Source organism: Bacillus sp. AFS037270 (assembly GCF_002585305.1).
The window spans coordinates 49104-71969 of record NZ_NUNF01000026.1 but is presented as its reverse complement, the minus strand read 5'-3'; the positions used below and the strand labels follow the sequence as shown (position 1 = coordinate 71969).

19 protein-coding genes and 1 pseudogene are annotated in these 22866 nt (G+C 40.3%); 17 read left to right on the top strand and 3 right to left on the bottom strand.

Annotation, left to right across the window (positions count from 1 at the left end):
- The first annotated feature begins 2 nt into the window (after nt 1-2).
- The 4 genes from rfbB (at nt 3) to COD92_RS13620 (ending at nt 4627) form a co-directional block, all read left to right on the top strand.
- Nucleotides 3-1025: a dTDP-glucose 4,6-dehydratase gene (rfbB, locus tag COD92_RS13635; RefSeq protein ID WP_098530899.1), complete on the top strand. Its 1023-nt coding sequence runs from the start codon at nt 3-5 to the stop codon at nt 1023-1025.
- A complete protein-coding gene (gene rfbD, locus COD92_RS13630) occupies nt 1025-1867 on the top strand; it encodes a dTDP-4-dehydrorhamnose reductase (protein WP_098530900.1) in 843 nt (280 codons plus the stop codon). Before rfbB ends, rfbD begins: the two co-directional genes overlap by 1 nt.
- 479 nt (nt 1868-2346) lie before the next feature.
- Entirely contained in the window at nt 2347-3441 is a 1095-nt protein-coding gene (locus COD92_RS13625) for a glycosyltransferase family 4 protein (protein ID WP_098530901.1), read from the top strand.
- Nucleotides 3442-3568: 127 nt separating this feature from the next.
- Nucleotides 3569-4627 (top strand): glycosyltransferase family 4 protein, encoded by a 1059-nt coding sequence (locus COD92_RS13620; RefSeq protein WP_098530902.1) that lies wholly within the window; start codon nt 3569-3571, stop codon nt 4625-4627.
- A gap of 94 nt (nt 4628-4721) precedes the next feature.
- On the opposite strand, the gene COD92_RS13615 is transcribed toward COD92_RS13620, so the two are convergent.
- Nucleotides 4722-5363: a YigZ family protein gene (locus tag COD92_RS13615; protein ID WP_098996398.1), complete on the bottom strand. Its 642-nt coding sequence runs from the start codon at nt 5361-5363 to the stop codon at nt 4722-4724.
- Nucleotides 5364-5600: 237 nt separating this feature from the next.
- Here COD92_RS13615 and COD92_RS13610 point away from each other — a divergent pair, with 237 nt between their 5' ends.
- The 5 genes and pseudogenes from COD92_RS13610 to COD92_RS33350 form a co-directional block, all read left to right on the top strand.
- Nucleotides 5601-6743: a sensor histidine kinase gene (locus tag COD92_RS13610; protein WP_098530904.1), complete on the top strand. Its 1143-nt coding sequence runs from the start codon at nt 5601-5603 to the stop codon at nt 6741-6743.
- Between the two features lie 48 nt (nt 6744-6791).
- Nucleotides 6792-7478 carry a response regulator gene (locus COD92_RS13605; RefSeq protein ID WP_098530905.1) on the top strand — a complete coding sequence of 229 codons (687 nt, stop codon included), beginning with the start codon at nt 6792-6794 and terminating at the stop codon, nt 7476-7478.
- A 95-nt stretch (nt 7479-7573) separates the two neighbouring features.
- Nucleotides 7574-8413 (top strand): DegV family protein, encoded by an 840-nt coding sequence (locus COD92_RS13600; RefSeq protein ID WP_098996397.1) that lies wholly within the window; start codon nt 7574-7576, stop codon nt 8411-8413.
- Between the two features lie 543 nt (nt 8414-8956).
- Nucleotides 8957-9265 (top strand): hypothetical protein, encoded by a 309-nt coding sequence (locus COD92_RS13595; RefSeq protein ID WP_098530907.1) that lies wholly within the window; start codon nt 8957-8959, stop codon nt 9263-9265.
- A pseudogene (locus tag COD92_RS33350) lies at nt 9177-9362 on the top strand (nuclease-related domain-containing protein); the annotation flags it as partial. The gene COD92_RS13595 and the pseudogene COD92_RS33350, both read left to right, overlap by 89 nt.
- Nucleotides 9363-9867: 505 nt before the next feature.
- Here the strand turns inward: COD92_RS33350 and COD92_RS32805 are convergent.
- Nucleotides 9868-9996, bottom strand: coding sequence for a hypothetical protein (locus COD92_RS32805; protein ID WP_255286669.1), 129 nt, complete (start codon nt 9994-9996; stop codon nt 9868-9870).
- On the opposite strand from COD92_RS32805, the gene COD92_RS13585 reads away from it, so the two are divergent.
- The 3 genes from COD92_RS13585 to hpf all read left to right on the top strand — a co-directional run bounded on the left by COD92_RS13585 (nt 9995) and on the right by hpf (nt 13047).
- On the top strand, nt 9995-11497 hold the full coding sequence (locus COD92_RS13585; RefSeq protein ID WP_098996395.1) for an ATP-dependent helicase ComFA: 1503 nt from the start codon (nt 9995-9997) through the stop codon (nt 11495-11497). The two genes, COD92_RS32805 and COD92_RS13585, sit on opposite strands and share 2 nt — an antisense overlap.
- A complete protein-coding gene (locus COD92_RS13580) occupies nt 11494-12210 on the top strand; it encodes a ComFC family protein (RefSeq protein ID WP_098530910.1) in 717 nt (238 codons plus the stop codon). Before COD92_RS13585 ends, COD92_RS13580 begins: the two co-directional genes overlap by 4 nt.
- 288 nt (nt 12211-12498) lie before the next feature.
- Nucleotides 12499-13047 (top strand): ribosome hibernation-promoting factor, HPF/YfiA family, encoded by a 549-nt coding sequence (gene hpf, locus COD92_RS13575; protein WP_098530911.1) that lies wholly within the window; start codon nt 12499-12501, stop codon nt 13045-13047.
- Between the two features lie 419 nt (nt 13048-13466).
- On the opposite strand, the gene secA is transcribed toward hpf, so the two are convergent.
- On the bottom strand, nt 13467-15977 hold the full coding sequence (secA, locus tag COD92_RS13570; protein WP_098530912.1) for a preprotein translocase subunit SecA: 2511 nt from the start codon (nt 15975-15977) through the stop codon (nt 13467-13469).
- A 521-nt stretch (nt 15978-16498) separates the two neighbouring features.
- On the opposite strand from secA, the gene COD92_RS13565 reads away from it, so the two are divergent.
- The 5 genes from COD92_RS13565 to COD92_RS13545 all read left to right on the top strand — a co-directional run bounded on the left by COD92_RS13565 (nt 16499) and on the right by COD92_RS13545 (nt 22697).
- Nucleotides 16499-17896 carry a cytochrome c3 family protein gene (locus COD92_RS13565; protein WP_098530913.1) on the top strand — a complete coding sequence of 466 codons (1398 nt, stop codon included), beginning with the start codon at nt 16499-16501 and terminating at the stop codon, nt 17894-17896.
- A gap of 28 nt (nt 17897-17924) precedes the next feature.
- Nucleotides 17925-19085 carry a NapC/NirT family cytochrome c gene (locus COD92_RS13560; RefSeq protein WP_098996394.1) on the top strand — a complete coding sequence of 387 codons (1161 nt, stop codon included), beginning with the start codon at nt 17925-17927 and terminating at the stop codon, nt 19083-19085.
- Between the two features lie 30 nt (nt 19086-19115).
- Nucleotides 19116-19805, top strand: a complete 690-nt coding sequence (locus COD92_RS13555) for a tetratricopeptide repeat protein (RefSeq protein WP_098530915.1) — start codon at nt 19116-19118, stop codon at nt 19803-19805.
- Nucleotides 19806-19823: 18 nt separating this feature from the next.
- A complete protein-coding gene (locus COD92_RS13550; RefSeq protein WP_098996393.1) occupies nt 19824-20792 on the top strand; it encodes a 6-bladed beta-propeller in 969 nt (322 codons plus the stop codon).
- A 108-nt stretch (nt 20793-20900) separates the two neighbouring features.
- Nucleotides 20901-22697: a cytochrome c3 family protein gene (locus tag COD92_RS13545; protein ID WP_098996392.1), complete on the top strand. Its 1797-nt coding sequence runs from the start codon at nt 20901-20903 to the stop codon at nt 22695-22697.
- Nucleotides 22698-22866: the final 169 nt, after the last annotated feature.

Sequence of the window (22866 nt, the reverse complement as noted above, 5' to 3'; positions counted from 1 at the left end):
TAATGAAATTATTAGTAACAGGCGGCGCCGGTTTTATTGGCAGTAACTTCGTCCGCTACATGGTAAATAAATATCCGAATTATATGATTGTGAATTTAGATTTATTAACATATGCAGGAAACCTTGAGAACTTAAAAGATATTGAGAATGCCTCAAATTATAAATTTGTCCGTGGTGATATTGCAGACCGCGAATTTATTCAAGGTTTATTTCAAGAAGAAAAGTTTGATTATGTCATCAACTTTGCAGCAGAGTCACACGTAGACAGAAGTATTACGGACCCAGGAATTTTTGTGCAAACGAACATCCAAGGGACGCTGGCATTGCTTGATGCAGCCAAATCATTTGGTGTGACGAAATACCTTCAAGTTTCAACTGATGAAGTATATGGAACTTTAGGTGAAACGGGCTACTTTACAGAAGAAACTCCACTAGCAGCCAATAGTCCATATAGTGCAAGTAAAGCAGGTGCTGACTTGCTTGTTCGTGCGTACCATGAAACATTTGGTCTGCCAGTAAACATTACACGTTGTTCAAATAACTATGGACCATACCATTTTCCTGAGAAGTTAATCCCATTAATGATTATTAATGCCTTACATGACAAGGAGCTTCCAATTTATGGTGATGGCTTAAATATCCGTGATTGGCTTCATGTGGAAGACCACTGCCAAGCCATTGACCTTGTTCTGCATAAGGGCCGAAACGGTGAGGTTTATAATGTTGGCGGTAATAATGAGCGAACCAATATTGAAATTGTAAAAACGATTTTAAAACATTTAAATAAGCCTGAATCATTGATGAAGTTTGTCAAAGATCGTCCAGGCCATGACCGCCGTTATGCTATTGATGCGACAAAATTACGTACAGAGCTTGGCTGGTCGCCTAAATATAATTTCGATACAGGTATTGAACAAACGATTAATTGGTACTTAAATAACCAAGAATGGTGGGAAAACATCATTTCTGGCGACTATCAAGATTATGTGCAAAAGCAATATGGCGATCGTTTAGGGGTAGAGTAATGAGGGTAGTTGTAACGGGCGCAGCCGGACAATTAGGACAAGATGTGGTAAGAGAATTAGCAAAGAAAAATCATGATGTTTATGGTGCGGATCGCAGCCAATTAGACATTACAATTGAAGCCGATGTAATGAGTTATATTCATGAAGTAAAGCCAGACGTGATACTTCACTGTGCAGCCTACACCAACGTAGATGCGGCGGAAGAAAGTGAAGACACTGCCTATCAAATCAATGCATTAGGGACTGAATATTTGGCGAAAGCAGCTAACGAAGTTGGCGCGAAAATGCTTTATGTCAGCACTGATTATGTATTTGATGGCACGGCAACAGAGCCTTATGAAGTAGACCAAGCTACTAGTCCATTAGGGGCATACGGCCGTACCAAATTAGCCGGAGAACAACTATTACAAAAGCATTTAGACCAATTTTTTATCGTTCGAACGGCTTGGGTCTTTGGGGTGTATGGCAATAATTTTGTTAAGACGATGATCCGCCTCGGCAAAGAACGAGGTGAAGTAGGAGTTGTCCATGACCAAGTAGGTTCTCCGACCTATACCGTAGATTTAGCTAAGTTTATGGTGGAGTTGATGGAGACAGAAAAATACGGGATCTATCACGCTACAAACAGCGGCGTTTGTTCCTGGTATGAGTTTGCCGTAGAGATCTTTAAACAAGCAGGACTAGAGGTAACGGTAAACCCATTAACAAGTGAGCAATTCCCACGTCCTGCTAAACGTCCAAACTATTCCGTATTAAGTAAGAAAAAAATTGAAGCAGAAGGCTTAACACCTCTTCGTGATTGGAAAGAAGCACTTGCTGCTTATTTAGAAGAATCAAACTAACTTAAGAAAATATTAAGCTGCCTCTGTTGTAATGAACAGAGGCCTTTCCTTTTGTTAAATGCTCTGTTAAACGACATTGTTGTTTATGATACTCTGTTGGTTGGAGCGGAAATCAACAATCAAATTTAACAGAGCCTTTGTAAAAAGAAAGGGCGTTAATTTTTGAAACCTTTTTTCATTCTATACGTCAATATTAATGGCCGGATCAAATGGCGATTTAGGTAAAATAAGTAGTTATTTTGTCACTTTTGGCAGGAATTCTTAAGTTATAGTAATTGCTTACATCATTGCTAAATCTCAATCTCTAGCAATAATTGGGTTATCTACTCTATAAATTGGGTAAGAAAATTGTAGAATGGAAGTATTTATTTCTTGTAGTGTCTGTGCTATAATCCATAAGGGTATGATTGTCTCTAGGTTTCATTGAAAATATTAAAATTTAAAAATACAAAACTACGGAATGAACCATGGAGGGCTATATGTTCTATCTAACGTTAGCTATTTGTTTTTTTTCAAGTATTATTCTCACCCCGTTAGTAAAAAAACTTGCATTTAAAATTGGTGCAACTGATAAACCAAATCAACGAAAAGTACATCAGAGAATTATGCCTCGTTTAGGCGGATTGGCAATATATATAAGTTTCCTAATTGGAATTGCGATCATACAACCAGACGCAAAATCGCTTTTACCGATTATGATTCCTAATGAAAATATTCATTTGGCTATTATACTTGGGAGTATTATCATTATTTTAACTGGTGTTCTTGATGATACAAAGGAAATTTCACCAAAAGTAAAACTTGCTGGACAAATCCTTGCTTCATTTATCGTCGTATTTTTGGGAGACCTTAAAGTAGAGTTTATTAACTTGCCATTTGGCGGTCAATTAGATTTTGGTTTCTTAAGTATTCCGATTACGATGTTTTGGATTATCGGGATTACCAACGCCATTAACCTAATTGATGGCCTCGACGGTTTAGCGGCTGGTGTCTCAACAATCGCCTTATTCGCTATTTCCGGTATGGCTTATCTTATGGGCAACCCATATGTTATGATTCTAGCACTGATTACCGCTGTTTCATCACTTGGCTTCTTAGTATTTAACTTTCATCCTGCCAAGATTTTCATGGGTGATACCGGAGCATTATTTTTAGGATATCTAATTAGTGTACTTTCACTGCTCGGATTTAAAAATGTTACCTTTATCTCACTTGTTATCCCAATTATTATTCTTGGTGTGCCAATCTCTGATACATTCTTCGCGATTATCCGAAGACTTGTCAATAAACAGCCGTTATCAGCTCCAGATAAATCGCATTTACACCATTGTTTATTACGATTAGGTTTTTCACATAAGCAATCGGTGTTAATCATCTATGCTATGAGTTTAATCTTTGGACTTGTTGCCTTTATCTTCTCACAATCAACGGTTTGGGGCTCATTGATTGTGATTTTAACTCTGTTAATTGCAATCGAGATTATTGTTGAAAAGATCGGTTTGGTACGCGAAGATTATAAGCCGCTGCTAAAATTTATGAAGGGCTTCAAGCCAATCAATCTTAAAGATAGATAATCGTATATGCAAAAAAGGTTTTGGTATTATTGCCAAAACCTTTTTTGTTTTTGGAATTTTTTTACCATACATTAGTTGTTATTGATTTGCTCTTAATGGACAAACTTACTAACAAGGAGGATTTTTGATGCTGTATCTTACCTTGATAGTATGTTTTCTCATCTCAATTGTTATGACTCCGCTAATCAAAAAATTAGCCTTCCTTATTGGTGCAACTGATCGCCCCAACCAGCGAAAGGTACATCAATCGATCATGCCAAGGCTCGGGGGATTGGCCATTTTTATTAGCTTTATTGCCGGTATTTTCTTAATCAGACCTGAAAATCCATATTCGTTCGCGATATTGCTTGGAAGTTTGATCATCATCATAACCGGTTTTTGTGACGACCTGTTTGAATTGCCGGCAAAGTATAAACTGCTTGGACAATTAGCAGCGGCTTGTTGTGTTGTTTTTTTAGGTGATCTGCAAGTTGTATTCATTAATTTGCCGTTTGGAGGACAGCTTCAATTTGGCCTCTTGAGTATTCCCTTTACGATTCTTTGGATAGTAGGAATTACAAATGCGATTAATTTGATTGACGGTCTCGATGGATTGGCCGCCGGAGTTTCATCTATTGCCCTCATTACGATTTCAGGAATAGCCTTTATTCAGGGGAATTTTTACGTTGTAGCAGTTGGTTTAATTGTGCTGGCGAGCACGATTGGATTTTTATTTTACAACTTTCATCCCGCAAAAATTTTTATGGGAGACACAGGAGCACTCTTTTTGGGATTTATCATCTCCGTATTATCACTGCTCGGTTTTAAAAATGTAACGTTTATTTCGTTTATTATTCCCGTCATCATACTTGGAGTACCCATTTCTGATACGCTGTTCGCGATCATCCGAAGAATTATTAACAAACAGCCATTGTCTGCACCTGATAAATCCCATCTCCATCATTGTATGCTGCGAATGGGCTTTTCCCATCGACAAACCGTGTTACTTATCTATGCCATGGCCGCCTTTTTTGGGCTTGTCGCAGTCATTTTCTCGCAGGCACGGATTGGAGGGGCGCTTTTCTTAATTGGTGTTGTCGTTTTAATAATTGAGATTATCGCTGAAAAGATTGGATTAATGGGAAAAGACCATCGGCCACTTTTGAACATCATGCGGACATTAACGACGGAAAAAAACCGCTCTTAGTAGGAAAAAGGGACTCAAGATTCTTGAGCCCCTTTAATTTTTCCCAATTGTATCCACACAAACGTACTACTATAATGTACCTATAGGAGGTTATTTATTCTCGAACGTAATCTTCTTCTAGATAAACCGTTTCACCCTGCTCGAGTGAGCATTGGCCGTTGGTCAGTTCGATCATCCAATCCATGAAGGCTTGGACCTGACTTTCGTCTACATATGTTTCCACCTCGACGGTATCTAAGTAGTGAATTTCTTTTATTTTATAATCAGCGGCACGCAATTCTTTTTCAATTTTCCCAAGCCAGGTATAATCAAATTTGGCATGAATAATTTGGGAAAGTTTTCTTTCAACAATGCCCACTGCCTCAAGTCCTTCTGAAGTGGCTTTGCCGTAAGCACGGATCAGACCGCCGGCTCCAAGTTTAATGCCGCCAAAGTACCGGGTAACAACCACCACTGTGTCCTTTAGCTTTCGTTTTTTTAAAACCTCAAGAATCGGTACCCCGGCTGTCCCGCTTGGTTCACCGTCATCGTTGGCTTTTTGGATTTGGTCGTGCTCGCCAATCAAGTAGGCCAAGCAATTATGAGTAGCATCCCAATGCTGCTTCTTAATGGTTTGTATGAACTCTTGCGCTTCAGTTTCGGTTTCAACCCGTTTTAAATGGGCAATAAAACGGGATCTTTGGATCGAAATCTCGTGTTCGCCTGTCTGTTTAACAGTAAGGTAACGTGGCAGCATAGTAGTCTCCTTTCTTTTTTTAAAAATATTGTTGTAATATACCTTTAATATGATGGTAACGTTCGAATGATATAATAGTATTAGTTCAATACGTCTCCTTAAAGAGAATGTAACACTATTATTATATTACTTTCACCCCAGTGGAAGGTCAATATGAGTGTTATGGTTCGCTAAATGAGTACATTCAATGTAAAATAAGTGTTAAAGGCCTTAAGGGAAAGCCCTGGAGGGAATGAAATGAAACTTAAACAAGTGAATACGAAGTCCATTGATGAAATTCGTGAAGAAATGATTGATCGGGTTACAAGCAGTAAAAGTGATATTTTTCGAATCGGCGAGCAATGCCGTCAAGATTACGAAAGTATGACAACTGAACTCCGAAATATTAAAGAAATGATGGTTAACCTCATCGAAGAGGGGAACCAGCTAGAAGATCAGGTTCATCAAGCACGGCTTATGCTCTCAGAAGTGAGTATGAATTTTAATCATTACACAGAAGAGGAAGTTCGTGAGGCCTATGAAAAGGCCCATCAGCTCCAGATGGATCTCTCCATCAATTGGCAGTATAAGAAACAGCTTTTGGAGAAAAGAGACGATTTGGAACGCAGATTGATTGGGTTAGATGACACAATAGACCGTGCCGACCAGCTTATTTCCCAAATTTCTGTGGTGATGAATTACTTGACAAGCGATTTGAAACAAGTAGGGGAAGTAATCGAAACCGCGAAGGCTAAACAAGACTTTGGTTTGAAGATTATTGAAGCCCAGGAAGAAGAGCGAAAACGGTTGTCCCGGGAGATTCACGATGGACCTGCCCAGATGCTCGCCAATGTCATTATGAGATCTGATTTGATTGAACGCGTGTACAAGGACAAAGGGCCGGATGAGGCGTTTGCTGAAGTGCACAGTTATAAAAAAATGGTCCGTGCCGCGCTTTATGAGGTCCGGAGAATTATTTATGATCTCCGTCCAATGGCACTTGATGATTTAGGCCTTGTCCCTACCCTCAGAAAATATTTAAAAACCATCGAAGAATATCATAACCACTCGAGGATTGAATTTGTAAATATTGGTCTGGAGCGCCGCCTGCCAACTAAGTATGAGGTCGCGTTGTTCCGGATGATCCAAGAGTCTGTGCAAAATGCGCTCAAGCATGCCAACGCCTGTGAAATCAAAGTCAGATTGGAAATCACCAATGATGCTGTCACCGTCCTCATTAAGGATAACGGTGTTGGATTTGATACATCGATTAAGAAACCTGAGTCTTTTGGGATGATTGGGATGAGAGAGCGTGTCGACTTGCTTGAAGGCGAAATTACCTATGATTCAAAAATTGGTAAAGGTACATCGGTTTTAATCCGTGTTCCATTAATTAACTAAAGGAAATTTCCTGCAAATGATAAAATTGTAAATAAGGGGGAGTACCAAATGACAACCAAAATTGCTATTATTGATGATCACCAACTATTCAGAGAAGGTGTTAAGAGAATACTAGAATTCGAAAAGTCGTTCCAAGTTGTAGCTGAAGGCGATGACGGCAGCGATGCTTTAGGACTAGTGGAACAGTACCAGCCTGATGTGGTAATTATGGATATCAATATGCCGGGAATGAATGGTGTCGAGGCAACCCGTGAGCTAATTGAAAAATACCCAAGCACAAAAGTCATTATTTTATCGATTCATGATGACGAAAATTATGTGACCCATGCTTTAAAAACTGGAGCATGCGGCTATTTGTTAAAAGAAATGGATGCCGACGCTTTAATTGAGGCAGTTCGCGTAGTGGCGGATGGCGGTTCTTATTTACATCCAAAAGTGACCCACAACCTTGTTAACGAATATCGCAAGCTTGCAGCAACAGCAGGACATTCTGGAGGCGGCTATGTGCCAACGCTTGAAATCCGCCGTCCATTGCATTTGTTAACCCGCCGTGAGTGTGAAGTATTACAAATGCTTGCCGATGGTAAAAGCAACCGCGGTATTGGTGAATCTTTATTCATCAGTGAAAAAACAGTTAAAAACCATGTAAGTAATATTTTACAAAAAATGAACGTAAATGACCGGACCCAGGCAGTTGTGTCTGCAATTAAAAATGGCTGGGTGGAAGTAAGATAGATTTGTTAAGGAGCGCGCCTTAAATGGGTGTGTTCTTTTTTTGTGGTTTCATATAAAATAAAGGGTAGTCAAAAAGACAAGGATGGTACATTTTTATGAAAACGGCAATTGTCACGGATAGCACCGCGTACATACCGAAACAGTTACGAGAAGAATTTAATATACATATGATTCCGCTAAATGTCATTTTCGGGACAGAGGTATACCAGGAAGAAGTCGATTTAACCGCAAATGCGTTCTATGAAGAGATAAAAACAAAAGATTTGCCGACGACATCCCAGCCGCCGATTGGCAAATTTGTCGAGTTGTTTGAGGAACTGGCAGCCGATTATGATGCCGTCATTAGTATCCATCTATCCAGTGGCATCAGCGGTACGTACCAAGGCGCTGTAACTTCTGGTACCATGGTAGAGGGAATTAAGGTTTATCCGTTTGATTCTGAGATCAGCTGTATGGTCCAGGGGTTTTATGCGCTTGAGGCTGCCGTGATGGCAGGCCGTGGGGAGTCCGCTGAGGTGATTATGAATCGTTTGGAAGAGTTAAAGGAAAATGCCGATGCTTATTTTATGGTTGATGATTTGTCTAATCTTCAGAGGGGCGGGCGGCTGTCGAGCGCTCAAGCCTTTATTGGCAGCCTATTACAGGTGAAGCCGCTGCTGCGGTTTGAAGATAAGGTCATTGTTCCGTTTGAGAAAATCCGCACTCGGAAGAAGGCTCTGAAACGGATTGTGGATTTACTTGGTGAAGTGGTCTCAGGCGGTGGGGAATACCGGGCTGTCATTATTCATGCGAATCGCGAGGCGGAGGCAGAGGAGTGGCGCCAGGAGTTGGGTGCATTGTATCCCAATGTTGAGTTCATGATCGGTTATTTTGGTGCGGTTATTGGTACCCATCTTGGTGAGGGTGCGATGGGGCTTGGCTGGATGAAAAAATAGAATTTTAGTTTTGCTGCCATTCCGGCTTTTGGGCCGGGATGGCTTTTTCGTGTTTAGCAGAATTTTAGATAGTTAGATATTTTAAATAAAGGTATCTTAGAAAACTTTGTTGGCGGAAATAATGGGAATATCGGCGGAAAAAAGAGAGAAGTGCGCGGAATAAATGAAAAAGTCGGCGGAATTCCGGCCTAAAACGGCGGAAACGGAGCTATGATTAGGATTTTAAAAAGGTAACTGAAAAGTAAGTCGGCGGAAATAATGGGAATATTGGCGGAAAAAAGAGAGAAGTGCGCGGAATAAATTAGAAAGTCGACGGAATAAAAGAGAAATCCGGCGGAATTCTGGCCTAAAATGGCGGAAACGGAGCCTTGGTTGGGATTTTAAAAAGGTAACTGAAAAGTAAGTCGGCGGAAATAATTGAAATATCGGCGGAATAGTTTCAAAATCAGACAGAATCCTCAAAAAATCCTCAAAAATATTTCATCAATCATGTAGGAAAATTGTATTTTATGTAGAATTATAGAAAAAAAGGAGTGATATATCTTGGCAATAAAAGAACTAACTCTTCCCCAGAGACTCATCTTGAGCGAGATCTTAAAAAAATACTTAAACCGCAGCCACCCAAAGTATCCTATCCTAGAAAAAGACCTAGCCAAAAGATGGGCAGGCTATTGGGGCGAACAGGCCTTAGCAAACTATGTAAAGGAACTGCCACAAGAAAAATACCTAATCCTCCACGATCTTCAACTCAAACTCGGGCGACATCTACTTCCAAATCGACACTCTACTAATCTCCCAAACCCACATCCTAATCATCGAAGCCAAAAACATCATTGGAACCTTGTGCTTTGATCATGTCTTTAACCAGCTCATCCGTAACAACCTTGACGGAACAGAAGAATCCTTCGAGGACCCGCGAACCCAATGCCGCAGACTCCAATCCCTTTTAACAAGATGGCTAATCCAACATAAACTCCATTTCCTGCCGATTGATTACCTTATTTTTTTCAAAAGCACTAACAAGACCATATTAAAAACCACCGGTACAAATACAGACACAACAAGAATTTCTAAAGGAAGAGACCTGTTTAATAAAATTGAGGACTGCGAAAAGCGATACAAACAGGTAAAAATCCAACCCGAAAAATTGCATGAAATAGCTCATTTCCTGTTAAGCAAACATAACCCAAAACCAATAGATATCTTAAAAGAGTACGACCTGACCGAAACAGACCTTCACTATGGAGTCCAGTGTCCATCGTGTAACCACGTCCCCATGGACTATCAAAGAGGAAACTGGATTTGCCTAAAATGCAGCCAGCCCTTCAAAACTGGCCATATCGAAGCAATCAAGGACTACTTTCTCTTGATTAAACCAACCATCACAAACCATGAATGCCAGACGATTCTTCATCTCCCGACATCGGACATCACACGAAAAGTACTAATATCCCTTAATCTGCCCACAACCGGACATACCAAAAACCGTTTGTACCATCAATGGCTTGGCAGCCAAAGCTACCTAATCCTAGAAGAGCAACTCCTAAAACAAAATCAAATCCAAAGAAGGTGACCATCCCCATGCGTTTTATCCAAAAAGATAACCTAATCATTCCAAGCAAAACAAAAGAAGATTCCCTGCCAATCTCACAAATCCCAACTATTCCGAATCCACCGCTTAACCCCGCATTCACCTACAACCCAGAACTTCAACAGCGCCTTACCGGCAAGCAGCTCCTTCTCGATGATCTCCCATTCCCACTCACTGACATTCAAGAACATTATCAATATGGCTATCTTACATACCGAAAAGGAATCGAAAAAAACGGCAAGCAATTCATCTGTGCCCGCTGTGGCAATAAGGACCCGCAGTGGTTCGCCGCATACCCATGCGCTAGATGCGGGGAGACCTGCCTTTATTGCCGCAGCTGTCTTATGATGGGCAGAATCAGCGAATGCACACCGCTCATTGGCTGGAACAGCCCAGCACCTGAAATTCAAAACCCAGCCCAAATCATGGCCTGGCAAGGGACTCTATCTGAGGGTCAAAAAGTGGCATCCAACCATGTTGTCGAGGCCATCCGCCAAAACGAAGAGCACCTTGTCTGGGCCGTGTGCGGGGCGGGGAAAACCGAAGTCCTATTTGCTGGAATCGAATCCGCACTCTTGGCCAAAAAAAGAATCTGCATTGCCACCCCAAGAACGGATGTCGTCTTAGAACTAACACCAAGATTAAAAGCGGCTTTTCCCGATATCCCCATTGCCTCCCTATACGGCGGGAGTGAGGACCGCCACCTTTTTGCCTCCCTAACCATCACTACCACCCATCAGCTCCTCCGTTTTTACCAAGCCTTCGATGCTATCATATTAGATGAAGTTGACGCCTTTCCGTATACAGTGGAAGAATCGCTCCAGTACGCTGCCGTTCAGGCCCGAAAACCAGCATCCGCCATGATTTACCTAACTGCTACCCCTAATTCCAATTGGCAAAGAGAATGCCGAACCGGTAAAAGGGCATTTACCACCATTCCGGCCCGATTCCACCGCAAACCGCTCCCTGTCCCAGAATTCAGTTGGTGTGGCAACTGGCAAAAACAGCTTAAAAAAGGGAACCTTCCCGCAAATGTAATACGTTGGATAAAAACCCGAATCCAAGACGACAAACAGACATTAGTCTTTTTCCCTCATATCCCGATGATGGAAAAAGCGCTGACAATCTTGCGGCAAATTCATCCCGAGATTGAGGCCGTTCATGCCGAAGATCCTGACCGAAAAAGCAAGGTACAAAAAATGCGGAACAAAGAAATTCCTATGCTTCTTACCACCACCATTCTTGAGCGGGGTGTTACTTTTCCAAATATCGACGTAGCCGTAGTAGGAGCGGAGGACACTATTTTTACTGAAAGTGCACTCGTCCAAATTGCCGGCCGGGCAGGTCGGAGCAAGGATCATCCCACGGGTATCGTCACCTTTTTTCATTATGGAAAAACCGAAGATATGCTAAAGGCAAGAAGGCAGATTGTCGCCATGAACCTAGAAGGACTAAAAAAAGGTTTACTTGATAAACAAGGGGCAGCCAAATGACTATCTTTCAGCAAGACCGTTGTCTCTATTGCCACAATGTTATAGCTCCGAACATTGGATGGATTGCACTTTTCTCTAAAGAAAAAGAACAACTCCTTTGTCCAACTTGTGAAGAAAAACTGGAAGAAATAAAAGGGGAAACCTGCCGCATCTGCAGTCGTCCATTCCACCACTTAAATGAACAATTCCGTGATGGGGATTTGTGCCATGATTGCACGCGCTGGGAGGAGGACCCCGACTGGCAGGGTTTTCTTGAAAGAAATCACTCTCTCTATCTCTATAATGATTTTTTAAAAGAACTAATTGCCACCTATAAATTCCGAGGTGATTATGTATTAGCAAGGATTTTTGCAGAACTTTTTAAAAAAGAAATCCCAAAAATCGATCCGGATTTATTGGTTCCGATTCCTTTAAGCGAAGAGCGCCTATATGAACGCGGCTTTAACCAGGCAACTGCCATCATAACCCTTGCCGTCTTCCCGTCAGCTGGACTCCTTACGCGAATCCATTCTGAAAAACAATCGAAAAAATCAAGAGCAGAGCGAATCCATATTCCTCAAGTATTTAAGGTGGATTCTGACTGTGAAATAGAGGGGAAAAGGATCTTGTTGATCGATGATATTTACACAACTGGCTCGACATTGAGACATGCAGCGAAACTTTTAAAACAGGCGGGGGCAGCAAGCATCCAATCCTTCACCATCGCAAGGTAAAGTTCCCCCACTCTGTTAAGATCAGCATCCTCATTGTTCACATCATTGTAACCTATTCCTAAGCGTTTTAGTGGTAAATTGTCTCTGAAGATAATAAGATAAATATATGAATAACCATTCATTTTAGTGAAAATAACACAATAAAGTCAATGGGTGTATCCACCTTTGTCACTATTTCCCTATTGTTTTTGTCAAAAATTCGACAAAATTATTGTCATGTTTTAGCAGGAATCTCATAGGGTAAAATAGAATTGTATTTACATAGCCTTAACAAAAGGAGGATTCCACATGAAATACAACGTACGTGGCGAAAACATTGAGGTTACTCCAGCAATTAGAGAGTATGTTGAAAAGAAAATCTCCAAATTGGAGCGATATTTTACTGAAGCACCTAATGCAAAGGTAAACGTGAATCTAAGATTCAATCAAGATAAATCTTCAAAAGTAGAAGTCACTATTCCACTGCAGCAATTAGTATTACGTGCTGAAGAAACAAACGTTGATATGTACGCGGCGATTGATTTAATCACTGACAAGCTTGAGCGTCAAATCCGCAAACACAAAACAAAAGTAAACCGTAAATTCCGTGAAAAAGGGGAGCCATCTTTCACTTTTGCAGCGCCTGAAAGCCCTGAAACTCACGATTATGATGAAGAAGATCTTGAATTAGTCCGTACGAAGCGTTTTGATTTGAAACCAATGGACAGTGAAGAAGCGATCCTGCAAATGAACATGCTTGGCCACAGCTTCTATGTCTTCACTAATTCTGATACTAACCGTACGAATGTTGTTTACAAGCGTAGAGATGGCCGCTACGGCTTAATTGAGGCGCAATAATCAAAAAAACTGCTCCAGGTGACTGGGGCAGTTTTTTTATTATAGTAAATCCTCGAGTAAACTAAATCTTGATGCTTATGATATTTGCGAAAGAACTAAAGAGTTATCCCCATGTGGATAACTCTTTTTGTTTATATTTATCCACAAAATTCTGAATAGTTATACACATTAACCACAGGAGTTAATGATATTTACGCAAATTTGTGGATAAAATTCTGAAAAAGGTTGGGGATTGATGGTGTAGCAGAAAACAAAAAGGCCAGCACCATATTGCTGGCCTCTAATAAAAATAAACAATTATAAAAATCTTTGAGGAGTGTCCAGCTGCAGCGCCTAGGCTCTCAGGATCATAAGCCAATCCGTCAAGAAGGCTCGTCTGTAGCCTTGCGCCCCTGTTCAAGGCGCTTCCGCTTTTCTTATTATTTCCCCGCACCACAGCAGTTCTTATACTTCTTACCGCTGCCGCAGATACATGGGGCATTACGTCCGACATCAAGCTGCTTCACTTTTGGCTTCTGCTTCACAGGTTCGCCGTCTTCCTTCGGATTCACCGCTTGACCTTTAGCAACCTCTTGACGCTCCAGGTTATTGCGAATTTCTGCCTTCATGATATACATCGCCGTTTCATCTTCAATCGATTGAATCATCGCTTCAAACATCGCGAAACCTTCATGCTGGTATTCACGAAGCGGATCAATTTGTCCGTATGCACGCAAATGAATTCCTTGACGAAGCTGATCCATCGCATCGATATGGTCCGTCCACTTAGAGTCAACCGCTCTTAGTGTGACAACCTTCTCAAATTCACGCATTTGTTCAGGGAACAGAATCTGTTCTTTTTCCTCATAGCGCTCCCTGACTTTTGCAAAAATTGTTTCAACCATCTCTTCCGGCTCTTTGCCTTTTAGGTCATCTACCGTAATATCACCTTCATGAAGAAGTGTGGCCTGCACATATTCGATAATCGCTTGAAGATCCCAGTCTTCCTCATCCTCATGGCGAGGGGCATGGACCTCCACATTACGCTGAATCGAATTGAGAATCATCTTCTGAACGATCTCGCGCAGGTCTTCAGATTCTAATACTTCATCGCGCTGTGAGTAAATAATCTCACGCTGCTGACGAAGAACATCGTCATATTGTAAAAGCTGTTTACGGGCATCGAAGTTGTTCCCCTCAACCCGTTTTTGCGCAGATTCAACAGCACGGGAGACCATTTTACTTTGAATTGGCTGGCTATCATCCATACCAAGTCTTTGCATCATGGCTTTCATATTGTCAGAGCCAAAGCGGCGCATCAATTCGTCTTCCATTGATAAGTAGAACTGGGTAATACCAGGGTCCCCTTGACGCCCAGAACGTCCACGGAGCTGGTTATCAATCCGCCGGCTTTCGTGACGCTCTGTACCAATTACAGCAAGACCGCCTAGTTCGATGACACCTTCACCAAGCTTAATATCCGTACCACGGCCGGCCATGTTGGTTGCAATCGTAACAGCGCCTTTATGACCTGCTTCAGCGATGATTTCCGCTTCACGTTCATGGTTTTTCGCATTCAAGACATTATGCGGAATCCGTTTCTTTGATAAATAGTTGGAAATCAATTCTGATGTTTCAATTGCCACTGTACCAACCAAGACAGGTTGTCCTTTTTGATGGCGCTCTGCAATATCCTCGACAACTGCACGGAATTTGCCGTCCATAGTAGCGTAAATTAAATCGGCACGGTCATCACGGGCGATTGGCCGGTTCGTTGGGATCACAATAACATTCATATTATAGATGTTACGGAATTCTTCTTCTTCCGTTTTCGCTGTACCGGTCATACCAGCTAATTTTTCATACATACGGAAGTAGTTTTGGAACGTAATTGTTGCCATTGTCATGCTTTCATTTTGAACTTCAAGGCCCTCTTTTGCTTCAATCGCCTGATGCAGGCCTTCGCTATAGCGGCGCCCTTTCATCAAACGGCCAGTAAATTGGTCAACAATGACAATTTCGCCGTCTTGCACGACATAGTCCACATCAAGGTGCATGCTGACATTCGCTTTTAATGCCTGATTAATATGATGGTTTAAGGTAACATGCGCCATATCAAAGAGGTTTTCAATACCAAACGCTTTTTCCGATTTACTAATCCCTTCTTCTGTGAGCATAACGCCCTTCGTTTTCTCATCATAGGTGTAATCCACATCTTTTGTTAGCATTCTTACAAAAGCATTGGCTTGGATATAGAGTACAGCTGATTTTTGTGCTGAACCTGAGATAATCAAAGGTGTACGGGCTTCGTCAATTAGGATGGAGTCAACTTCGTCAATGACCGCATAAAAAAGCGGGCGCTGAACTTTTTGCTCTTTATAAAGGACCATATTGTCACGAAGATAGTCAAAGCCAAATTCGTTGTTGGTCCCATAGGTAATATCAGCAGCATAGGCAGCCTGCTTTTCTTCACTATCCATACTGTTAAGGTTTAAGCCAACAGTAAGCCCTAAAAATTCGTATAACTGGCCCATTTCCGTGGCGTCACGGCTAGCCAAGTATTCGTTGACAGTAACAACGTGAACACCCTTGCCAGAAATGGCATTTAAGTAAACCGGCATGGTCGCTGTTAAGGTTTTACCTTCACCAGTCTTCATCTCGGAAATGTTACCTTCATGTAGAGAAATACCACCCATTAACTGAACGTGGTATGGATATAAGCCAAGTACACGGCGGGCGCCTTCACGGACAACCGCAAATGCTTCTACAAGCAAATCATCAAGTGTTTCGCCTTTTTGATAGCGCGCTTTAAATTCTTCTGTTTTTTCGCGAAGCTGATCATCTGTTAATCTTTCTGTTTCGGTTGCAAGCTCGTCAATCTTGGCAGCCAGCTTGTCTAACCGTTTTAGTTCGCGTTTGTTCAAATCAAATACTTTATTTAAAATCCCCATACCTGATGAACGCTCCTTTATCTGAGACTAATTCACAAAAAAAATCATGTCAAAATGTTCGATAATTTTCCTTTTCATCTTACCATTTACTCATTACAGTGACAACAATGTTAAAAACAGTGTAAAAATGGTGATTCTACTATTATATATTATCTGTCATTGAACTACTAATAAAGCGGTGCTAATGATTCGATTTTCTGTCAATTTTGACAGACTGATGGCTTTTAGGTGAAAGGAAAAGGAAATATACCTAGCTCTGAATGCATCTTGCATAAATAGGGTTATAAATGTATAAAAATACCTATTTTTATTGTTTAACACCACAACGATAGTATTAATAAAACCTTGTGATAACAACATTTTTATGTTGTTTTTAGGTATAAACTTAACCTCTGAAAGTATGAAAAAATATTCACAAATTGTACATTGGAATATACTCTTGCAATGTTAGATACTACCTTTAGAGAGGTTAATATGGAAAATAAATAGATAAAAAGTCCGAAATGGGAAGGGTGAGTTAAGTGGCCATTTGGGGGAAAAAGAAAAATAGAGAAACAGATCCCGAATCTAGAGAAAAAAGAAAAAAGACGGGCCCAATACGTAAACTCTGGCAAAAGTTCAGAGCCATTGACTGGAAGAACCCAGTTAATAGATGGAAGTTATTATTCGTTTCATTAGTTGGTTGTATTGTTATTTTTGGCGGAGGATATGGGGTGCTTTCCTTTACCAATTCACCGTCATTTTGTTCAAGCTGTCATGAAATGCAGCCAGAGTATTCTTCTTATACAGCTAGCGCCCACAATCAAATTTCATGTGTCCAGTGTCACATTAAACCGGGTACGGTTAATATGCTGACACACAAAATGAAGTCATTGAAAGAAGTTTACTACCACGTTACAGGAGTACCAGAACAGATTGTTCAAACAGAAGAAGAAGCAGTGTCAAACCAAAACTGCTTACAATGTCACTCTAAAAACCGCCTTGTTACAGCGTCAGGTGACTTAAAGGTGAACCATAAAGGACATATCGAAGAAGGCATTCCATGTGTTACTTGTCACGCAGGTGTCGTTCACGCGAAAATGGCCACGCGCGGTATCAATACAGAAGAAGTTCGCGGTGAATGGACAAAGGAAAGCGCTGAAAAATTAATGGAAGAAAAATATTTGAGACCTAATATGGGAACATGTATTGACTGTCATGACAAAGTAAATAATGGCGAAAAGCCATGGAAAGATCCAGCTTACAGCGTTCCGCCTAATCCGGAGGAAGCAGCGAAAACACTGGAGGAAACGAAAACTGCTTCTGCAAGTGAAGAAAAAGCTGCTGTAAAGACAGAAACTACAAACGAGAGTACAACATCTGAAACTGTTGCAACCGCCCATGATGAAAAAACACAATCTATTATTTTGCAAGCAATTGGTAAGGAAAAGAAAGATGTTAAGCTTTCAATGGAATGTACAACCTGCCACAAGCAGACAGAAGTTCCAAAAACTCATAAAAATCTAGATTGGAATAATAGTCACGGAACTACGGCTGTACAAAAGCTAGATACATGTATGAATTGTCATCAGGATTCAAAATGGGTTAGAGAAATTCCAAAAGAGGACATTATTTCACTTCTTAAGATGGGAAATCAAAAAGTAAAGTACACACCAAACGCAAATCTTGCAAAAGAACAGGCAAGAACAAACAAATTCTGCAGTGCGTGTCACACGGATCGTCCTGCTAGTCATGGAAATAGTGATCAATGGTTAACGGCCCACTCTGCTAAAGCAAAAACCGCTGATCAAAAAGCCGGATGCTTTGTCTGCCATGATAATCAAAAACCAGTTGAAGGTTCAACGACTCCAAAAGCACCAACAGATGTTTATTGCCAATACTGTCATAGAACTGGCTTTAAATCCGCTGTGAAAAACTAGTTAAATCTCAATCTGGAGGGACGCTTTTATGGAAGAGGAAAAAGAAACGCGATCGGCCCCTCCGCGTAATCGCTACAAGTTAATAAAAATAATGACTCTTATTGTGTTGTTTCTAGCCCTGTTTTTCGCCTTAGGTGCATTTGGGCTAGAAGCATCTTCGAGTTCATCCTTTTGTTCATCCTGTCATGAGATGAAGCCTGAATACTATACCTGGAAAGCTTCTTCGCATAGTGAGGTTGAATGTGTTAGCTGTCACGTACAGCCGGGGGCCAAAAATATAGCAAAAGATAAGGAAGAAGGCATAACAAAGATTTTTGAAAAAGAAACAAATGCCTATACAGCACCAATACAAATGCCTAAAGAGATACCTAATTCTGCATGTGAACAGTGTCATGATATGAGCAAACGTCAAGTAACATCAACAGGCGATTTAATCATTCCACATGATAAACACCTTGCAAAAGATATTAAATGTACACAGTGTCACAGCGGTGTAGCACACGGGAAAATTTCCGAACGAAATGTAACGTTTAAATCAGATTATGATAAATGGGATACGTCACTTGGAAAATCGATGATGAGTGATATAAAGTTTACAAGTCCAAAAATGGAAACTTGTATAGAGTGCCATGAAGCAAGGGAAGTATCAACTGAATGTAAGACATGCCATTCGAGCGAAATGTATCCTAAATCTCATAAACAAGCATCATTTAAAGCAGGAGAACATGGAAAAGCAGCCAAGAAAGACATAGAAAAATGTAATAGCTGTCATCAATATATGTCGGATGAAGTGATACAAGGTCTGCAGAGTGTATCGCCAACTCAACAATTTTTATCTACAGGATCGATTACTACTAAGTCGATTTCAGCAGAGGAATATGCAAGAGAAAATACATTCTGTAAGGATTGCCATAATACAAGACCAGCAAGCCATGTCAAAGGATTTGTAAATTTACACGGTCCATTGGCGGAAACGAACAAGCAAAAATGTTTAACGTGTCATGATTATCAAAAAACAGGATTCAATCAAACTAGCAATGTTACATGCAGCAGCTGTCATCCTGCCAGTCATGCCGAAAAGAATTATAAACAAGGGCATCCAATTCCGTTATCAGCTACGCAAAAGCCAGTAGACATGTGTTATACCTGTCACTACAAACCAAAGTGTACAGCATGTCATAAACAATAATTGCAATTTTACTAGATTAGGAGGGCTAACATGGAAAGTGTCGTTCAACCTAATGCCCAAGAACCTTCAAGAGAAAAAGTAAAAAAAATGAAGAAGGATAAATTTACTTGGTGGCAATCGTTGATTATCCTAGCGGTCACCTTAGCTATCTGCTTATCTGCTGGTTACTATATTAGCGATAAATACCTTTGGAACAAACAAGCTGACCAGCTTGATAAACAATTAACTTATTACAAAGAACAAGTAAATGAAAAACCGAATGATCCAAAACTAAGAGTACAGCTTGGCTACACCTATTTCTTAAAAGGTGATGATAGTGCGGCAATTAAAGAATACACAACTGCGAAAAGCTTAGATAAAAACTATTATGATGCTTATCTCAATATGAGCATCGTCTATGACAAAGAAAAACGTTATGATGATGCACTGCAAATGGCTATTAAAGCAGTGAAGATCTCACCAAGGGACTATAAAGGACAATTGTTAAAAGGCCGGAGCTATAGAAAATTAAAAATGTATGATAAAGCAACAGAAGCATTACAGGAAGCGTACCGATTAAAAAATGGTAATACCGATGTTATTTATGAAGCTGGATTAGTAGCAGTAGCTCAAGGAAAGAAAAAAGAAGCAGAGCAGCTGTTCAAGGAGTCACTTTCCTTTGATCCAACCTATAAACCTGCATTGCAGGCCTTGGACAAATTAAATTCGAAAAACAAATAAGAACAGGAGATGGATTCCTTGAAGAAGAAAACCATGTATATATGGATGGGCACCATCGTTGGTCTTACTGCTGTGTTATTTGCTGTCATCTACTTTTTCAATCTTCAGGATGACGCTGTTAAGGTGGCAAGTACTGTTAAGGGCGGGCCTCCAACATTAAATTACTATTTACAGGGAGACATGGAAACACCGCTTAGCAAACCAATGGACGTTACAAAAATCGGTGAATTTGTTTATGTGTCCGATACCAATCACAAGCAGATTCAAGTGTTTGATACATCTGGAACACCTGTCTTTAAATTTGGTAAACAAGGGACTGGAGAAGGAGAATTCCAATTCCCATATGGCATTACCGGGGATAAGGACGGAAATGTTTACGTAGCTGACCTTTACAATGGTAAAATCTCTATTTTTACAGCAAAAGGTAAATTCATTAAATACTTCACTGATGAAAATAAAAGTACAGAGTTCACTAAGTCTCCTGGCGGGCTGAGAATTTATAACAAAAAGTTATATATAACCGATATTCAACAAAATAAAGTTATGGTTTATAGCCTAGAAGGAAAAAAATTGCTTGAACTTACAACAGCTTCTAGCAAAGATGATCCTTTAAATGCACCAAATGCTGTAACCATTGATGATAACCAAGATATTATTGTGGCTGACACTGGAAATCAACGTCTGGTTATTTTTAATAAAGATGGTAAATTCACTAGGATTATTAATGGCTCTACAGATGGTAAGGGTGAGTCTAAATTTGTAAATCCACGTGGCGTTGGTGTTCTGGGTGATGGGACACTGCTAATGGTGGATAACATGACTCACAATGTTTATGGGTTCGATAAGAATGGGAAACAAGTTTATCAGTTTGGCGCAATGGGAGCAGATAAAGAACAATTCTATCTGCCAAACGGATTATTTGTAGACGATAAAGGTGAAGTTTTTGTAACCGATACGGTTAACCAAAGGGTCGGCCTTTACTATTAATATTTAGTTAACATTTAAGGAGGTGATGCCCTAGAAGAACAATCCAGAGATTTTTATAAAAAAATAGAGAGAGAAAAAAAGAGATTTAAAAATGGGAGGTTTTTTGGGATGAGTAAGATTAAAATGAGTTTCTCACTAATTCTTGCAATCTTTTTAGTGGGAATCCTTAGCACTGCTGCATTCGCGAAGGATCCATATGGATTAAAACCTTATCAATCTGGTTTAGATTTAGTGGTTCCATTTAATGCTAATACGGCGAATGGAGAAACAAAGGATTCAAGTTACGATTTGGCACTAAAATTAGGAGATACAGTTGTAAAAAAATATGAAGATATTCATGTAGATGCTACAACTCTTAAGGCTAGTGTAACTATTCCTGCCTCAGTTGTTACTCCAGGAACTGTTTATACAGTAGAACTTTATGCTAGATGGGGATCAACTCCACTTTCTAAATCTACTGGGTTAGTAACGGATTCACACAATACAGGAATGTATCAAGTTCCGGATACTCATGTAGACGTAGACGGATCTGGACTTCAAAACGCTAACCAAACTGGTTACAACAATACTAGAAAACAAAGAACTGGTCAAAAAGTTCACGGTTTCTATACTAACAACACTAACTCTTGTGCAAGCTGTCACCAAACACACACAGCTGCTGACGGCGAATACTTATTATTCAAGGACGGTACTTACAGCACATGTTCTGCATGTCATGACGGTACAACAGGTGCATATAACTCATTTGCTCCAGTTTCAGAAGAAAACGCTAAGAGTATTTCAGGAACATTCAACGTTCAAACTGCAGGACACAATGGTTCCCTTCATGATGCAGACGGCTCTTTACAAGTAAGTGCTGCACCAGGTGGAAACAGCAATCCTGATACAACAAAAGGATCTGTAGGTGCAAGTACTTGGGGGGCAGAATTTGATTGTGCAAGCTGCCACGCTGCTCACGGTTCTGGTACTTCAAGTGAGAATAACTTGAACTTAGACCCAATGGGCTGGGCACAAGTAGCTTATTCTACAGCAACTAAAGATACTCAAAATGGTAAATTGTTCAAAAACCTAACCATTAATGCAACAGTTCCAACTGAATTCAGCACACCTTACATCTTAGTAAAGAAAACTCTTGCTGCCAGTGATATCTCTACTGATAAAACTAAATACGGCTACTTATATTCTCGTGCTAAATTAGCTGCTGGTGACAAAGTTATCCAAACTTACAGATGGGATGGAAGTAAATATGTTGCTGACTATTCTCTTTGGTTAAGAGATAAAGGCCACGTGGGTGCTCCATTTAGTAATGCGGATACATTCTTTAAAGATGCAGCTGGATCTGACATTACAAACACATTAACCGTTGTTTGGAAAGATGGTTTTGCATCTGGTGCAGCAGTAGATACCGTTTCAACTGCTCAAATCGCCATCGGTGTTGATGTTGAAACGACAGATGACATCGCTTCTTTATTTGATACTGCAAATGCAAACTATGTTGTAGACAGTGGTCTACAAATGAGCAAATATTGCTCTGCTTGTCACACAGACTATCTATCTACAACACGTACGAATGACACTGGAGTTTATACAACAGCTCACCGTCATAAAACAGGAGCAGACAATTTAACTTGTGTACGCTGTCACTTCGCGCACGGTTCAGAAGCTCAATTAATGAGTGATGCAAATGATCAAAACTACTTTGAAAAAGTAGCAGCAGGAATGACTCCTACTACTGCACTTGATTACTTAAAAGATCCTAACCCATCATCTGCATTAAAACGTTATACTGGTATGTCAGTATGTTATGCATGTCATGGTCAAGGTGAACAATTCTTAGGTAACCCTAACAACAAGGAAAGACCTGTTTCTGGTCAACCTGGTGCAGCAAGAGGAACTAACTACTAAAAAAAGTCACCAAATATCTGCCAATATTTGATGACCGAAAGAAAAGTGATATACCCCAAAAACAAGGTAGCAATAGTAATATTGTTACCTTGTTTTTATGGATTTTACCATAATCCTTCTATTATCCTCTCTTGTCGGAAATTTGTCAAAAAATTGCTCTATTTCCGCC

Bases quoted from the DNA above. Each gene is read 5' to 3' on its own strand.
- rfbB (WP_098530899.1), top strand. From the start codon at position 3: ATGAAATTATTAGTAACAGGCGGCGCCGGTTTTATTGGCAGTAACTTC.
- rfbD (WP_098530900.1), top strand. From the start codon at position 1,025: ATGAGGGTAGTTGTAACGGGCGCAGCCGGACAATTAGGACAAGATGTG.
- COD92_RS13625 (WP_098530901.1), top strand. From the start codon at position 2,347: ATGTTCTATCTAACGTTAGCTATTTGTTTTTTTTCAAGTATTATTCTC.
- COD92_RS13620 (WP_098530902.1), top strand. From the start codon at position 3,569: ATGCTGTATCTTACCTTGATAGTATGTTTTCTCATCTCAATTGTTATG.
- COD92_RS13615 (WP_098996398.1), bottom strand. From the start codon at position 5,363: ATGCTGCCACGTTACCTTACTGTTAAACAGACAGGCGAACACGAGATT.
- COD92_RS13610 (WP_098530904.1), top strand. From the start codon at position 5,601: ATGAAACTTAAACAAGTGAATACGAAGTCCATTGATGAAATTCGTGAA.
- COD92_RS13605 (WP_098530905.1), top strand. From the start codon at position 6,792: ATGACAACCAAAATTGCTATTATTGATGATCACCAACTATTCAGAGAA.
- COD92_RS13600 (WP_098996397.1), top strand. From the start codon at position 7,574: ATGAAAACGGCAATTGTCACGGATAGCACCGCGTACATACCGAAACAG.
- COD92_RS13585 (WP_098996395.1), top strand. From the start codon at position 9,995: ATGCGTTTTATCCAAAAAGATAACCTAATCATTCCAAGCAAAACAAAA.
- COD92_RS32805 (WP_255286669.1), bottom strand. From the start codon at position 9,996: ATGGGGATGGTCACCTTCTTTGGATTTGATTTTGTTTTAGGAGTTGCT.
- COD92_RS13580 (WP_098530910.1), top strand. From the start codon at position 11,494: ATGACTATCTTTCAGCAAGACCGTTGTCTCTATTGCCACAATGTTATA.
- hpf (WP_098530911.1), top strand. From the start codon at position 12,499: ATGAAATACAACGTACGTGGCGAAAACATTGAGGTTACTCCAGCAATT.
- secA (WP_098530912.1), bottom strand. From the start codon at position 15,977: ATGGGGATTTTAAATAAAGTATTTGATTTGAACAAACGCGAACTAAAA.
- COD92_RS13560 (WP_098996394.1), top strand. From the start codon at position 17,925: ATGGAAGAGGAAAAAGAAACGCGATCGGCCCCTCCGCGTAATCGCTAC.
- COD92_RS13555 (WP_098530915.1), top strand. From the start codon at position 19,116: ATGGAAAGTGTCGTTCAACCTAATGCCCAAGAACCTTCAAGAGAAAAA.
- COD92_RS13545 (WP_098996392.1), top strand. From the start codon at position 20,901: ATGAGTAAGATTAAAATGAGTTTCTCACTAATTCTTGCAATCTTTTTA.